Raw genomic sequence first — 15,138 nt, 5'->3', positions numbered from 1 at the left:
TCAATGGCAACCTTGGTCTTAAAAGCAATTGTGAATTTTCGTTTCGTTCGTTTCATATTCATAAGTTTAAAGTTAAAAATTTTCAACTTAACTTATGGTCCGAATTTAAGGGAGTATTACAATAACTCTCTCATTCTCCGTATTAAAGCAATGTTCCTTTACTAATTCATATAAAATTAGAATCGCATACTCTATTTTATCACTATTGAATTCATCGGGACAGTAGATTTGTGTTCCAGCCGAAAGAACGGCCAACGAGTGCAGTTCTAAGGCATCCTTTTTTTTCAAACAATTGCTACCTGCTTTATCGATTAAAGCAGTACTTTCCAATAATTTTTTATGATGGGCATGCATTAATTCAAGACAGCGTTGTTCTAGCGGCAAATTGGTTACAGTATTTACGGTTTTTGCCATATCGCCTATAAAATCTTCCATGGCTTTGGTATTGGCGGCATCTTTACCACTATCAGTGGCATCGCCGCGTTCTTTTTTAACGTCTTCAATAAGATCGTTAACGCTAATCTGGGTGTACGATATTGTGGGTAGGGCAAAACACATTAAACATACTATTGCGTATAGAGATTTCAAATAATAAATATTTTAAAAAGTTTTACATGCCGCTGTAATCTGCTTTGCGTATGGTAAATGGTTGTTCTTTAATTGAAGTACAAATCATATGCATATTGTCTCTCTTCCGCTTGTTGGAAGTATATTCCACTTCCATCATCATAGAATTTTTATCAAAAGGAATAGTGGGTGCATTATTATCTTTTTGCATTTTTTCCATACTTGCAAACATGCCTACAAAGCTAACGGGTGCTTCATTAGTAATGTAAATTTTACTAGTGCCTTCCTCCTGTTTTACCAAATAACCTTTGCACTTGTAGCCTAAAATTGTTTTTCCGGCAATTGGGGTAATGTTTATATTATCTACATTATTTTCTTCACCGCTCTGCCCCTTTTCAATCATTTCCTGCATTTTTTCGCCTAAAGGCATACGCATTTTCATCGCGGTTTTTTGTCCGTCATTATCCATAAACATTACCATGGCTTGATTTTCTAAATCATACACTATAACGTTTTTATTTTTTTCTTCTGGCATAGCATTTCCAAAATAGCCCGCATTTGGTTGTACATAATATTTTAAAGTTGACTGATCCTTATTAGAAGTAATCATCATATCAATCATATATTGAAACGTATAAGCATCTGGGATCCCCTCCATGCCCCCGCCAAAAATGTTCATTGCTCGTTGTTCTACCTTTGCTTTTTCCTCTTCGGTAAGTTCGTCGGAGTTAGCCTCTTCATCGTTCGATTTTTTTTCATCTCCGCCCTGTATTACACCGTCGATGGTTTTATCTGTAGATTTTGATACTTCGCGGTCTGTTTTGTTTAAAACAGTTCTCTCCACCGCATTTTCTGCTGTTTTCTTAAGTTTTTTTAGAAATTGAGCCTGTGCAGTTGTACCTAAAAAAAAGATAGCCAATAAAATAAGTAAATGTTTAGTCTTCATAATTTTTTAATGATTTATGTTTTTATAAAAGTTTTTACGTTAATCAATTTTTTTCGACTTTAAATCAAAAGGTATTTTATAACCATCGTTAAAATACTAAATAAAATTAAATATAGAAAAATCTCTTTAATTCTACCTCCCTTAATAGTTTAATTAATAAGTATATAGTAAGGGTTTGATAGCAAGTTTTTATGAATTATAAATTTATTGTCGGAGATCCTACAATTTATTTCGAAGCTATTTTGAAGAATAAAAGTATAAAAAAACCCAGCCGAAAAATGTACTGAGTTTTTGAATTAAATTGGTTAAAAATCTAGTTCAACCTATGAAAACATAATTTATAAAAGCATTACAATACCGATGCAATTGCTTTTTTTAACGCCTCTGCCCGCTCGTGAACCTGCTTTTCTTTCCATCCTATTTTTATTAATGAGGAAATAGTTCTACTCATTATAGCATCACTTTTAGAAAAATCTGTGTTGTTTAAATCTTGCATCTGGTTTTTTACTTCGGCAGGAAGATTGCCGAGTGATTTTAAATTGCGAAGGTGTTCCCAACCATTTATGTAATGCCAGTTGTTTGTGTACCAATAAAAACAAGCATCTACTCCAGCTTCAATTAATGCTTTGTGCGCCTTTTGGGTAAGTTCTTCTGTAGGAAGATAAAAACTTAAAAACGAATAATTTTCTTCACCACCTTCGGGAACTTTTCTAAAGGTTACCCCTTGTACTGTTTCCAAAGCATTACGAAGAATGGTATAATTTTCTTTCTGAATTTTTAAAATACCGTCTAATTTATCTAGCTGTGCCAAACCAACGGCAGCATTTAATTCTGAAATTCTAAAATTATACCCCAAAAAAGGATGTGATTCGGCACCGCGATCGTTACCTATGTGGTCGTGACCGTGATCCTGATAGTGATCTGCGTGGAGGGCATATTTTTTATTATTGGTTAAAACAGCTCCCCCTTCGCCACAGGTAATAGTTTTTACATAATCGAATGAAAAACACCCTAAATCGCCATAACTTCCTAAAGCTTTGCCTTCGTAGGTGCCACCAATAGCTTGGCATGCATCTTCTAACAGAATGAGATTGTGTTCTTTGCAGATGGCTTTTAACGCTCTTAAATCGGCCATAGAGCCGCACATATGTACGGGCATTACACATTTGGTTTTGGGTGTAATTGCAGCTTCCACTGCTTTTGGATCTACTGTTAAAGTATCATCAATATCAACCAAAATAGGTACGGCTCCCAAGGCCAAAATAGACTCAAAACTAGCAACAAACGTAAAAGTTGGCATAATTACCTCATCGCCTGCACCAATGCCAGCAGAAGCTAAAGCTACGGTTAGCGCTGCAGTGCCGCTAGAAACCAATTGGCAATATTTTGCGTCCATTCGTTTTGCAAAAGCTGTTTCAAATTCCAGTGCTTTCCAATGATTGTTGCGCATTCCATCAAAACCATAGCGCATTAAAACTCCTGATTCTAAAACGTCGTTTACTTGTTTGCGCTCTTCGGCGCCGAAAATTTCAAATCCGGGCATTTTTTAAATATTAAGGTTAATGTAATTTTTAATTTATAGGTATCCTTCAAAGATAAGGGTGTAGATTAAAAAACTGATAAATTTTTATAATAAATTAATCTATCACAATTGTAAGTTCATCTACCCCGCGACGTACTTTTTTAAGGTTAATAAAGAAATCTGATTCGTCTCGATAGCCAACCGGAAGTACAATTACAGACTCCAAACCTTTTTTATCTAGACCGAGGAGTGCGTCGTATTTTTCAGATTGAAAACCTTCCATCGGGCAGGCATCAATTTTTTCTACGGCGCAAACCGTTAATAAAGCACCCAAGGTTAGGTAGAGTTGGTTTATCATCCAATCTTTTATCTCGGCACTATTTTTTTCGGTGAAAGACTCGATAAGATCCTTTTCAAAGGGTTCTAAAATGGTACGTGGCGTTTTTCGCAACCCTTCCACCCGCTTAAAATGATCTACAATAAAGTTTTCATCAATACTTTTTTCAATACAGAGTATTAAAACGTGGGAAGCATCCCGAACTTGCGATTGGTGATAGGAAAGAGGCATTAATTGCTCCTTTAATTTAGGGTTGGAAACCACGATTAGTTTTAACGGCTGTAACCCAAAAGACGTGGCTGTTAAATTGAAGGTTTGCTTTAGGATTTTCAACTTTTCATCCGAAAGCAATTTTGATGGATCGAATTTTTTTGTTGCGTATCGCCAATGTAAATTATCAATTATATTTGAAGACATTTATTTGAATAAATTAGAGAAATACAAAAATACTGATAAAAGTATTACTGCATATTTTTTAGTAATGTTCCTCATTTTAATTACTTATAATTTTATAAAAATATAATTGCAAAAAGAGTTAGAATATTTAAAAAAGCTTTTTATATTTGCACCCGCATTAAGGCAAATAGCTTTATGAGGCACTCAAGGAGAAATGGCAGAGTGGTCGAATGCGGCAGTCTTGAAAACTGTTGAGGGTCACACCTCCGGGGGTTCGAATCCCTCTTTCTCCGCCAGAAACCCCGTTATCCCAATGATATCGGGGTTTTCTTTTTTAGGGGGCATAATTAGGGGCACCTTATTTTCTTCATTTACCTTAAATTTGAGACCTTAAATAAATATTCACTCGCTGAATTTTTATTTCTGAAATCTCCCCAATTTTAGATATTTATTTTTTTTTAAAATATCTTCATTTTTGTTTTATAAGAAAATACAAACTCCATCCCTATTTATAGTTATATAAAAATAACAGCGTATTCATTATGCCTTCTTATGATCATACTAAGATATAGAAATAGTCGGTCGAATTTTAAATCTTGTTAACTAACTGAAATATGATTTGGTAGATATATATTAAATATGATTTAATCAGTTTAAAATATTTCTGCTAACTATGAAAAAGATTTATACTTTTATGGTTTTATAATACCTACGATTGAATGTCAACAAAGTTTTTCACTAACAAATCAAATAACAGTCTTTTAAAAAAATTCGAGGGAGTTTTTAAGAACTTACCTAACATACATAATTTCGATGCATTAGTTGGTTATTTCAGAGCCACAGGCTATTTTAAGTTAAGACCTTATTTAGAAAACATACCTGAAATACGAATTTTAGTAGGTATAAATGTAGATGTCATTTTAGAGAAATATCACTCATTAGGTCAACAACACATCATTGACCCACAAGAAACAAAAGACGAGTTTATTAAAAAACTTAAAGAAGATATTCAAGGGGCTGATTACTCAAAAGATATTGAAGAAGGTATTGTTCAATTTATTAAAGACATTGTAGACAAAAAGATAACTATTAAGGCTCACCCAGAAAAAAACCTACACGCCAAAATTTACATCTTTAAACCTAAAGACTTTAATGAGTATTCAACAGGAAGTGTAATTACAGGCTCTTCAAATCTTACAGAATCTGGTTTAGGCTCTCGTGAAAAATCAAATTATGAGTTTAATGTTGAATTAAGAGATTATGATGATATTCGTTTTGCTTCTGAAGAGTTTGAATTGTTATGGAGTGAATCAGTAGATATTTTACCTGTTGATATTTCAGGACTAAAAGAAGATACTTATCTAAATGATAAATTCACGCCATTTGAGTTATACATCAAATTGCTTATAGAATATTTTGGAAAGCGTATTGAATATGACCCAACCAATATCGATTTACTCTTACCAGACAAATACAAAAGATTGACATATCAATCAGAAGCTGCGATTGAAGGTTATGAAAAACTAATGAAATACAACGGTTTCTTTTTAGCCGATGTGGTTGGTTTAGGTAAAACAATCGTAGCCTCAATTATTGCCAAGAAATTTGTTTTTGAAAATGGTTACCATTCAAAAATATTAATTGTTTATCCACCTGCATTAGAAGATAACTGGAAAACGACCATTAAAGATTTTCATATTGATAACAATACCTATTTTGTTTCAACGGGAAGTTTACACAAGGTATTAGATGGTACAAATAGAAACTATCCAAACCCTAATGAATATGATTTAATTGTAATAGATGAAGCTCATAAGTTTAGAAACGACACATCTAATATGTATGAGAAACTACAAACTATTACTAAAACAGACAGAAGAATACCAGGATCTAATGGCGACACTCGAAAGAAAGTGATGTTGCTTTCTGCGACACCACTAAATAATCATCCTGCTGATATTGAGAATCAAATCTATTTATTTCAAGATAAAAGAAATGCTAATCTACCAAGTGTAAAAGATTTACAAGCATTTTTTCAACCTCTAAAGGATGAATATGATGAGTTAAAAAAAGACGATATTCTTGATATAGATAAGGTAAAAGCAATATTCGATAAAATAAGGGATAAAGTCATTGAGCCTTTAGTAATTCGTCGTAGTCGTACTGATATTGTAAACAATGAAGACTTTAAAAAAGACATCGAGGAACAAGGTATTGTATTCCCTAAAATTAATCCACCTAATGAAGTAAAGTATGAATTTGATGATGCATTAAGTGTTTTGTTCGATAGTACAATTACGATGCTTACTTCAATGGATGAAAACAGAAATCCAGTTGATGGTTTAGGGTTTTATAGATATAGAGCTATAGAGTACCTTATTAATGAAGAGGACAGAAAGCGATATGGTGATGTTACTTCTATTTCCAACAGGCTATCTGCAATTATGAAAACCTTATTGGTGAAACGTTTAGAAAGTAGTTTTTATGCCTTTAAAATGTCACTTTCAAGGCTACATAGAAACACCAAGCATATGATTAAAATGTTTGAAGATGATAAAGTCTATGTTGCACCAGATATTGACGTTAATAAATACTTAAATGAGGGTAACGAAGAAGCATTAGAGGAAAAGATAAATGCTAAAGGTGGCAATAATCAAATATATGTAGCCGAAGACTTTAAAGAAGATTTTATTGAGTTACTAAAGGAAGATGAAAAGAAAATTAAACAATTAGTTGAAGATTGGAAAAAAATCGATTACGACCCTAAATTAGATAAGTTCATAGCCGATTTAAAATCTAAATTCCTAAATAAGAAAAACAATCATTCTGGTAAATTAGTAGTATTCTCTGAATCAAAAGAAACTATTGAATATGTTAGTGATACACTTCACGATATAGGATTAAGTAAAATTTTGACAATTAGCGCAGATAATCGAAAAGATAAGTTTCCAATTATATTAGAAAACTTTGATGCTAATCAAGAAAAGGCAGATTGGAAAAACGATTATAATATCATTTTTACTACCGAAGTATTGGCAGAGGGTATCAACCTACACCGCTCAAATGTTATTGTTAACTATGATGTACCTTGGAACTCTACTCGTTTAATGCAACGTATAGGGCGTGTTAATCGTATTGGTACGGAAGCCGATGAGATACACGTATTTAATTTCTATCCATCAGACAAATCAGATAACCAAATTAAATTAACCAATACCGCAATTAAAAAGTTACAGGCGTTTCACTCTGCTTTTGGAGAGGATAGTCAAATCTATTCTCAATTAGAAGAAGTTGGAGAAGCTGGTTTATATGGTTCTAAACTAAAAGAAGAGATTAACGAAACTTTATTGTTTTTACAGGAATTAAGAGGTTTTAAAAAGTACAACATCAACAAGTTCAACCAAATCAAAAACATTCCTAAAAAGTCACGTATTGCACGTAAAACAAGTAATGTAGATTCATTTATCAATGTAGATAACGCATCCATCACCTATATAAAAAGCGAAGGTCACCCAGGTGTTTTCTATAAAACAGATGAAAACAATGTCGTTCACGAACTCACCTTTGTTAATGCAGCTAAAATTTTTAAAGCAACTACAAAAGAAAAGGCAGTAAAGCTACCAGAGTATCATCATAAACAAGTATCAAAAGCCTTAACGCATTTCAAAACGATTGCCAAAAACATCGAAACTAAAAATGTGACAAAAGCACAACTATCGGCTACCGAAAAGAAAGTAATAACGCAATTAGAGTTTTTTATTGGTGTAGCCGAAAATGAATTTATAAAACATCAATTACAAAGAGCATTAGACGAAATTTATAAAGGTTCTCATAGACAACTACCTAACAAATTAAACAAGTTCTTTAAATCAAATACAGAAAACGACCCTCAAAAGGTTGTTGAGAATGTATTTAATGATGTATTAAAATCAATGAACTTTAGCGATACAGCAAGAATAAAACAACAAAGAGCTTCACTATTTAGTAAACCTCAAATTGTCATTTCAGAATCTTATATCGAAGCTAAATAATGGAAAGCACACTATATCAAATATTCAAAGAAAGTTATAATAGAGATTCATTTGAAAAAAATGTACTAACGCCTATTTTCAACAAATCTGTAAAAGATTATATAATTTACAATAAAGAAGGTGAACAGGAAGTAGAATTAACCGATACCGAAAAACGCACAGCTAAAAAAGTTGTTAAGTACGGTGAGTTCAAAACGCACGACAACCGAAAAATTGAATTGTATGAGGTAACCGTTGAAGACTTCAGACAAGTTAAAATTGCTCGTGTAGGTTTAGGCGCATTAGTAAAAAAACTAATTATTGGTAACAACGCAGTATTTGCAACTTTTAAATATGAAGATGTTACAGACAAACATTGGCGTTTTTCTTTTATAGCTTACGATAGTTTTTTTGAAGAAGGTCAAGTACAAACCAAAGAAACCAATCCAAAACGCTATACTTATGTGTTTGGTGATAAAGAGGAAACCTACCGTACAGCAATAGACCGCTTTCAAGAGTTAGATAGCAAGTTTCAAATAAAAGTTAAAGACATACAAGAGGCATTTGCAGTTGAGGCAATGTCTAAAGAGTTTTTTGATGAGTATCGAGAAACCCACTATGCGAAGTTCGTAAAGTATCTTACTGGAGAAGAATTTCAGAAAACAGGTGGTAAATATGAGTTAGTTAAAGTTCAAAACCCATCCCCTTTTTTAGCATCTGTTTTTAATGGCGATAAAAAAGATGCTCGTGACTTCTGTAAAAAGTTGTTAGGCCAAATAGTCTTCTTATATTTTATTCAGAAAAAAGGTTGGTTAGGTGCTACCAACACGAATTACAAAGAAGGTAACGGAGATAAAAACTTCATTCAAAACTTTTACAAACAGGCAGGAGAAAATGATAATTTTTATCCGCTTTGGCTATCCAAGTTGTTTTATGATACCTTAAACCAAAAAAGAGATAACGACAATTTTGAAATGCCTGATGGCTCAATCGTTAAAATACCATACTTAAATGGAGGGTTGTTTGAAAAAGAATCAGATAAGTTCGACCATTTAATATTTCCAAGTGAGTTGTTTACAGATTTATTTGAGTTTTTTAATCGCTTTAATTTTACGATTTACGAAAACAGCCCAGAGGAACATACCGTAGCGGTTGACCCTGAAATGTTAGGTCATATTTTTGAAAACTTACTGGAAGACAATAAAGACAAAGGTGCTTTCTATACCCCAAAGGAAATTGTGCAATATATGACGCAAGAATCCTTGATTGAGTATTTAGTAACACATTTAGGTGATAATGAGCCTGTATCGAGCGTAGTCGAGATAAAAGACGGAATCAGTCTATTTGTAAAACAAAAAAACAAAGAAGCATTAACAGACACACAATTAAATGAAATAAATAATCTTTTAGATAAAGTAAAAATATGCGACCCTGCTATTGGTTCTGGTGCATTCCCTATGGGTTTATTGCAAGAGATATTTGCTTTAAAAGAACGAATTGCTTTCGATTTAGGCTTTAAAGTATGGAGTCCTGCTACAGTAAAAGAAAATATCATACAAAACTCTATTTATGGGGTAGATATTGAAAAAGGCGCAGTAGATATTGCCCAACTACGCTTTTGGTTAAGTCTTATAGTTGACGAGGAAGAGCCAAAACCATTACCTAATTTAGTATATAAAATAGTAGTCGGAAATTCTTTAGTTGGTAAGTTTGAGGATGAAATTATTGAGATAGATTGGAGTACTGATGATACAAAGGCTGGTTTTTTTGCTCAAGAATTGATAAACGAAAAAACAGAATTGTTAAAAACAATTTCTGCTAAACAAAAACAGTTTTTCACAGCTGATGCCAACTTAAAGTCAACTTTAAAAAAAGAAATTAGAGATTTAAAATTAGATATTCTTTCAAAGCAATTAACCTTAATGATCGAAACAAAAGGGTATCAAAAACAAGCAGGAAAAAAACTATCTAAAAAAGAAACTGAAAAGTGGTTAGAAACAGAAGGTTGGAAACGAACCTTACAGAAAATAAACACTTTAAAGACAAATAATAAACCTTTTAATCATTTTGATTGGCGTTTAGATTTCCCAGAAATATTAAACCCTATTATTAACCCTGATGATAGTAAAAGAGGATTTGATATAGTCATTGGCAATCCACCTTATATAAAAGAATACACAAGTAAAAAGGCTTTTGATGGTTTTAGAAATTCAGAGTATTACCAAGGTAAAATGGACTTATGGTATGGTTTCGCCTGTATAAGTTTAGATTTATTAAAAGCAAAAGGTGTTGAATGCTTTATTGCACAAAATAACTGGATTACAAGTGCTGGTGCTTCTATTTTCAGAAATAAAGTTTTAAAAGAAACCGAAATCAAACTCTTTACAGATTTTTGGAATTATAAAGTTTTTAAATCAGCAGGTATTCAAACAATGATTTATTTGCTCAAAAAAGAAGTTCCTCAATCAACGTATCCATTAAGATATTCTTTGCTCAAAGATGATACAATTAAAGAAAGTGAACTTATACATTTCTTAAACTTTGATAATGATGATAGTATTGATGAGAAGTATATTTTAAACTTTGATAGTACTTTATATTATGATGCACTAATTACTTTTAACAATCCTAAAATTGACAATGTTCTAACCGAAATTCTTTCTAATGATATTTTATTTTTAAATGATTCTGAAGTTGCGAATGGAATACATCCGCATTATGACTTTATCGCAAAAAAGATGTTATCACAACTTGATTCCTCATATAAAGTTGGTGACGGTATTTTTGGAATAAATGATTATGAAGTTGGAAAGTTAAATCTAAATGAAAATGAATTTAAATTTCTTAAAAGATATTATTCAGACACAAGCCATTTTCAGAAATACTTCGGTGAAAAATCGGATGATAAATATATAATATATACAGATTCCAGTTTCAACAAACCTAATTCATTAGATAACTACCCTAACATTAAGAATCATTTAGATAAGTTTCAGCATATTATAACATCAGACAACAAACCTTACGGTTTACATAGAGCAAGGAAAGAAGATTTTTTCATTGGAGAAAAAATAGCTGTTCAAAGAAAATGCCCTTCAGAACCTGTATTTACCTATTTAGATTTTGATAGTTATTTATCTGCTACTTTTTATGTTATAAAAACAGATAGATTCAATCTTAAATACTTAACAGCACTTTTAAATTCAAAACTTATTGCTTTTTGGCTACGCTTTAAGGGTAAAATGCAAGGAAACAATTATCAAATAGATAAAGAGCCTTTAGTTAATATTCCTATTATTCAACCTGAAAATATTAATAATTTTAAAATATTGACAGATTATCTTATCTATCTGCATAATCCAAAGAATAAAGATGTTGTAAGTCATACCGAAAATAAAAGAGTAGCGGCTCATATAGAAGAAGTATTGGATATGATGATATACGAGTTATATTTTGAAAAGCATATGAAAGAAAAAGGTTTAGATGTTTTACAGTTTATAAACCCGCAATCCATTGAGAAAATTAATGACGTAAGCAAAAAAGCTGTAATTATAAAGGACTTTTACCTATGGTATCAAAAGCCAGAAAATGAAGTTCGTCAAAGAATATTACTAATTGAAACACGTAGTAAAGATACTTTAGCTGTTGTTAGAAAGTCAGTTAACTAATGAGCAGGATAGATACTTTACAAATACATAATTTCAAATTTTTTAATGAGCAAGAGCCAATAAAATTAGATGGTAAACATCTTTTGCTTTATGGTGAAAATGGTAGTGGTAAGAGTTCTATTTACTGGGCATTATATACGCTTTTTGAGGCTTCTTTAAAAAAAGATGCTTCGGAGATAGAAAAGTATTTTAAACATCATTCAGAACACGAACAGTCTTTAGTTAATATTCACGCATCAAACATTCCTGCTGCACCACCTATACCAGAACACTATAACTCATTCATTAAGGTAGTTACCAAACATAACCCAGCTTTAGAATATAATGTTTCTTTGTTAGATACTGCTATTAAAGATGATACCGTTGCAAGGGAAGTTAATCAAGCATCAGATTTTATAAGCTATAAAGTACTATACAAGTTTCAAGACTTTTGGAATGGGCAAAAAATGGATTTAGCGGATATATTTATTGGTCATATACTGCCATATCTTAATTTTCCAAGTAAAGATTTAATTAGAAATGGGGCTATAAAATCATTCACAAATGCTTCCGATATGTATGAGGAAATTAAAAAAGGTCCTGGTACAACTGTGAATGGCAAAAACAAAACAATCCAAGTATATAAAAATAGCCCTGAAAATAAAGCTTTTAACGCTTTTGCTACACATTTTAATGAGCAAATGAAGGACTTAATAGACTTCATTAATGTCAATGCACCTGATATGCTTGAAAAATTAGGTTATGATATTGAATTTGAATTACATTATGATGAGTTAAAATACCATAAAGCAGATGTAAATTTTCATTTTACACCTTTTAAAATTGAATTTGTAATAACCTGTTATATGGGTAAACAAATTACAATAAATAGACCGCAGTCATTTTTAAACGAAGCTAAAATAACAGCGATAGCAATAGCTATTCGCTTGACAATATTAAGAAGACGCATTAATGCTCAAGCAGGGGATATTTTAAAGTTCATAGTATTTGATGATGTTATGATAAGTTTGGATATGAATAATCGAGATAGGCTTATTGATTTTATATTAGATCCTGCAAACAAATTTACAGATGATTATCAGTTACTTTTTTTGACTCACGATAGAAGTTTATTTTTCTATTTAAAAGATAAAATCAGAAATGCAGGTTTAAAAGATAGCTGGCTATATAAAGAAATGTATGTAGATTCTTCATCAAGTACAGAAATACCAATTATTTATTCTCATCCAAATAAATTAAAAAAGGCAGAGTACTTTATTAATAAACACGATTACCCAGCAGCAGGCATTTATTTAAGGACTCATTGTGAAGAAATATTAGATAACTTGTATCCAGACCAAAAGAAGTATGCCATATCTCTAAATAATGATGGAGTTTACGAAACTAAATCTCAAAATTTAAACGACAAAATAAGTCATTTGGAATGGTTTTGTGCAAAGGAGGGTTTAGACTACACAGATTTTAAGGACTTAAAAACTTATAAAAGTGTTATACTAAATTCATTAGCTCATAACGATATTGATTCACCAATTTATAAGATTGAGTTGATTAAAATTTTAGAAGTTTTAAAAAAACTTGAGCTGATTAAACGAGATGCTCAAATAGCAAAACCAAATAGTACATTCAAAATATCATTTACTAAAGCAGATGGTACAATTTACACTATAGGTATTACAATTAAAGATTGGTTAATGGTTATAGAAAGTAACGGCACGAAAAGACTCTCTTCGTTTTGTAAAGCAAACATCACCTATATTAATGACAATGGTACAGAAACAAAAAATATAAATATCGAAAAAGAATCAATACACACTATTGTTGAAGAAACCTGTGCTACTTTAGGCATCAATCCAATAAATATTGAAAATAATACTATTGAAAATCGTAAAAATGTGACAGTTCAGTCATTAATAGATGCATTATAAAATGAATTTAGTCATATTGAATAATACTGATATAGTTGATTTAAATGACTTTATTAATTTTTGGTCTAAACTTTATTCATTCTCAAACGAAGCTATTTATAAAGCATCAATCAGTAAAAAACCACTAACCAAAAATGATATTCAAAACTTATATGAATGGAAAAACGGTATGCGTTTAAGTGTTCAAAAGCAAAAGTCTTTAGATACTAAAATCAATAGCAAACTAACAGTTATTAATAAGTTAAAGAATAGTGATGTTTTAGATATTGAAGTATTTAAAAAGGAATTTAAAAACCTATCAGCAGTTTGGAAGATATTTTTATTACACATCATAAAACCAACTAAATACCCTATCTATGACCAGCACATCCACAGAACATTTTTATTTATCCATAAAGAAGATTGGTCTAATATTTCAAATACGTCAATTAACAATAAAGCTAAAGAGCAATTCTATTTTGAACGGTATTTACCATTTATAAAGTCGCAAAATATAAAAGATATAAAGAAATTAGATGAAGCCTTTTTTGCATTCGGTCAGTTTTTAAACACACGTAATTACGCATCATTATTAGAATAAAAAATTATGGTAGAAAAGTTTACAAATTGGGTAAAATGGGAAGATAGAAATAGTTTAGTTGGTATTAAGTATCCTGGTATTTATTGTATTGCTGTTTCATCTAAACCTCTTAACACTTTTGACTTTATTCCAGAATTGGAATATATTGGAATTACTAACTCAAAAGGTGGTTTAAGAAGTCGTTTACGTCAATTTGATGCGACTATTAAAAAGATTAGAACACATCACGGTGGTGCGGATAGATTCCTATATGCTTATCAAAACTATGATGATATAAAGAGCAATATCTATGTTGCAATAAGACCTTTTGAATGTAACATAAAAAATCCATTACCAAAAGATTTAAGAATAATGGGAGAAGTAGCAAAGTGTGAATATGATTGTTGGGCAATTTACATTGAGAAAAATGGTAAATACCCAAAGTTCAATGATATGAGTAATGCACCAAAATTTAGTAAGATAAAGTAGTAATAAAAAGTCCCCACATCCCAAAAACCAGTTTCTTCGTACCTTAAAATCCTCTTCATAAAATCGCTTTAGTGTACACTAGTTTTAGCTATGTGTTTTAATAATTTCTACCCAGCTTTGCTTTAATTTGAAGATCGTATAGATTAAGCTCATCCATGACACTAATTTCTCTTAATTCGATGGCTTTATGTTTTCTATAATACCAATATGAGTTATAAAACCCACCTTTTAACATTAAAAAAATAATTTGCTTCTTCTCCACAAATTCATGACGTACATCTTCAACGTAGAAATAACTAGTTCCTACTTTGGCTTGAAGAAAATTTAAAATAATATTCTCACCAATTCTCGGTATATAGTTTAAGTTTGAGCACTTAAATGATGCGTACCTTTTAAAATGTTCTATACAAATATGAACCTCAGTGTCATAAAAATCCATCTGAAACTCATGGTGAAACAATCTATCGTAAATCAATTTAAGTTGTTTTCTTAATTGAGAGGGTTTGAGTCCTGTTACTTCTTCTACATTCTTTAAAGTTGGATAAGGAATGTCGTCGTCCTCTAAGTAATTTTTTGTAGAGAGAAAACCAATGAGTTCTGTAGTACTACCTATTCTTTAGACCACTATCAAGCTGATTTTAGTTGAACTTGTTTTTCAAAAGTATAAAGGTTTCTTGGCTTTTGTCTTTTAATTCCCTGATGTTTTCTATTGTTGTACT

At 31.2% G+C, this 15,138-nt stretch carries 10 protein-coding genes and 1 tRNA gene; 6 read left to right on the top strand and 5 right to left on the bottom strand.

Annotated features, from left to right (window positions below; translation table 11 throughout):
* Positions 1 to 105: 105 nt before the first annotated feature.
* The 4 genes from VZD24_RS14935 to VZD24_RS14920 all read right to left on the bottom strand — a co-directional run bounded on the left by VZD24_RS14935 (position 106) and on the right by VZD24_RS14920 (position 3,789).
* Positions 106 to 588 carry a hypothetical protein gene (locus VZD24_RS14935; protein ID WP_342688071.1) on the bottom strand — a complete coding sequence of 161 codons (483 nt, stop codon included), beginning with the start codon at positions 586 to 588 and terminating at the stop codon, positions 106 to 108.
* Positions 589 to 610: 22 nt separating this feature from the next.
* A complete protein-coding gene (locus tag VZD24_RS14930) occupies positions 611 to 1,513 on the bottom strand; it encodes a DUF4412 domain-containing protein (protein WP_342688070.1) in 903 nt (300 codons plus the stop codon).
* A gap of 349 nt (positions 1,514 to 1,862) precedes the next feature.
* Positions 1,863 to 3,056, bottom strand: coding sequence for a DegT/DnrJ/EryC1/StrS family aminotransferase (locus VZD24_RS14925; RefSeq protein ID WP_342688069.1), 1,194 nt, complete (start codon positions 3,054 to 3,056; stop codon positions 1,863 to 1,865).
* A gap of 94 nt (positions 3,057 to 3,150) precedes the next feature.
* Positions 3,151 to 3,789, bottom strand: a complete 639-nt coding sequence (locus VZD24_RS14920) for an NAD(P)H-dependent oxidoreductase (protein WP_342688068.1) — start codon at positions 3,787 to 3,789, stop codon at positions 3,151 to 3,153.
* Between the two features lie 187 nt (positions 3,790 to 3,976).
* Between VZD24_RS14920 and VZD24_RS14915 the strand changes: the two genes are divergently transcribed.
* The 6 genes from VZD24_RS14915 to VZD24_RS14890 all read left to right on the top strand — a co-directional run bounded on the left by VZD24_RS14915 (position 3,977) and on the right by VZD24_RS14890 (position 14,419).
* Positions 3,977 to 4,064: transfer RNA gene (locus VZD24_RS14915), tRNA-Ser, on the top strand.
* A gap of 423 nt (positions 4,065 to 4,487) precedes the next feature.
* Entirely contained in the window at positions 4,488 to 7,799 is a 3,312-nt protein-coding gene (locus VZD24_RS14910) for a helicase-related protein (protein ID WP_342688066.1), read from the top strand.
* A complete protein-coding gene (locus VZD24_RS14905) occupies positions 7,799 to 11,446 on the top strand; it encodes an Eco57I restriction-modification methylase domain-containing protein (protein WP_342688065.1) in 3,648 nt (1,215 codons plus the stop codon). The genes VZD24_RS14910 and VZD24_RS14905 overlap by 1 nt, the downstream gene beginning before the upstream one ends.
* Complete coding sequence (locus VZD24_RS14900; RefSeq protein WP_342688064.1) at positions 11,446 to 13,371, top strand: ATP-binding protein; 1,926 nt, start codon at positions 11,446 to 11,448, stop codon at positions 13,369 to 13,371. Before VZD24_RS14905 ends, VZD24_RS14900 begins: the two co-directional genes overlap by 1 nt.
* A 1-nt stretch (position 13,372) precedes the next feature.
* Positions 13,373 to 13,951 carry a hypothetical protein gene (locus VZD24_RS14895; RefSeq protein ID WP_342688824.1) on the top strand — a complete coding sequence of 193 codons (579 nt, stop codon included), beginning with the start codon at positions 13,373 to 13,375 and terminating at the stop codon, positions 13,949 to 13,951.
* 6 nt (positions 13,952 to 13,957) lie between these two features.
* Positions 13,958 to 14,419: a hypothetical protein gene (locus tag VZD24_RS14890; protein ID WP_342688062.1), complete on the top strand. Its 462-nt coding sequence runs from the start codon at positions 13,958 to 13,960 to the stop codon at positions 14,417 to 14,419.
* Between the two features lie 97 nt (positions 14,420 to 14,516).
* On the opposite strand, the gene VZD24_RS14885 is transcribed toward VZD24_RS14890, so the two are convergent.
* The gene (locus tag VZD24_RS14885; RefSeq protein WP_342688061.1) at positions 14,517 to 14,894 is read right to left on the bottom strand and encodes a hypothetical protein; all 378 of its coding nucleotides are present in this window, start codon (positions 14,892 to 14,894) and stop codon (positions 14,517 to 14,519) included.
* Between the last annotated feature and the right edge of the window lie 244 nt (positions 14,895 to 15,138).

The sequence above is a fragment of the Aequorivita flava genome, from assembly GCF_038742595.1.
Classification (GTDB): Bacteria; Bacteroidota; Bacteroidia; order Flavobacteriales; family Flavobacteriaceae; genus Aequorivita; species Aequorivita marisscotiae.
The sequence above is the reverse complement of the archived record's forward strand: the minus strand, read 5'-3'. Positions and strand labels throughout refer to the sequence as shown.